Source organism: Streptomyces sp. AC627_RSS907, assembly GCF_019049165.1.
The window spans coordinates 1-810 of record NZ_JAGMUE010000753.1 but is presented as its reverse complement, the minus strand read 5'-3'; the positions used below and the strand labels follow the sequence as shown (position 1 = coordinate 810).

At 75.8% G+C, this 810-nt stretch carries 2 pseudogenes; both read left to right on the top strand.

What is annotated here, in order from left to right:
- A pseudogene (locus tag KUM32_RS38445) lies at positions 1-103 on the top strand (methylenetetrahydrofolate reductase); the annotation flags it as partial.
- A gap of 45 nt (positions 104-148) precedes the next feature.
- Positions 149-810, top strand: a pseudogene (locus KUM32_RS38440) (hypothetical protein); the annotation flags it as partial.

Genomic DNA, 810 nt, shown 5'->3' with positions numbered 1-810 from the left:
GTTGATGGCCGAGGAGATCCCCGGGCTGCACTTCATCACCCTGAACCACTCCACGGCGACGTTGGAAATCTACGAGAACCTGGGGCTGCACCAACGGCCCTGACCGCGGTGACGGCCGCGCACCGGCGGCCGGACGAGAGGGGCGTACATGGGCATGGCGGTCCTCTACTGCGCGTTCGGCGTCGTCGCCCTGTGGCTGCTCGGCGAGGTGCTGTTGCAGCACAAGGCGCGACTGCGCTGGCGACTGCTGGCCTTCACCGGCTTCCTCGGCGTCGTCCTCGGCGTCGTCCTCGGATCGGTGCCGCTGATCGCCGCGGGTACGGCGGCCTTCGCGGTCGGGCAGACCTACGTCACGCTCTCCTTCCGACGCGGCTTCGCCACCGGCTGGTCGCTGCGCGGCCCGGGCGGCGCGGGGCGCGCCACCGGCGGCGGGAAGGGGCGCCGCCGCGGCGGCGCCCCCGCGGCCGAGCCGACGCTGCGCGTCTCCGCCCTCCAGGCCGAGCCGGAGACCCCGCCGGCCCCCGCCGAGGCACCCGTCCCGCCGACCTACCAGCCGGAACCGCTGCCCGACGACACCGACGGTTACGGCATATACCGCACGGACTCCGCCGACACCCCGTTCGCCGCGGCGCCGAGCGGCCCGCCCCCCGCCGGCGACGACGCCGCCGGCCCTGGTGGAGCGGGCGGGTACGAGGCGTACGGGGCCTACGACGGCCAGGGCGCCGGCGACGGCCAGCACGGCTACCCGCCCGGCGGCTACGACGGCTACGCCGCGGACCCGTACGCCGGCTACCCCGAGCAGCCCTACGG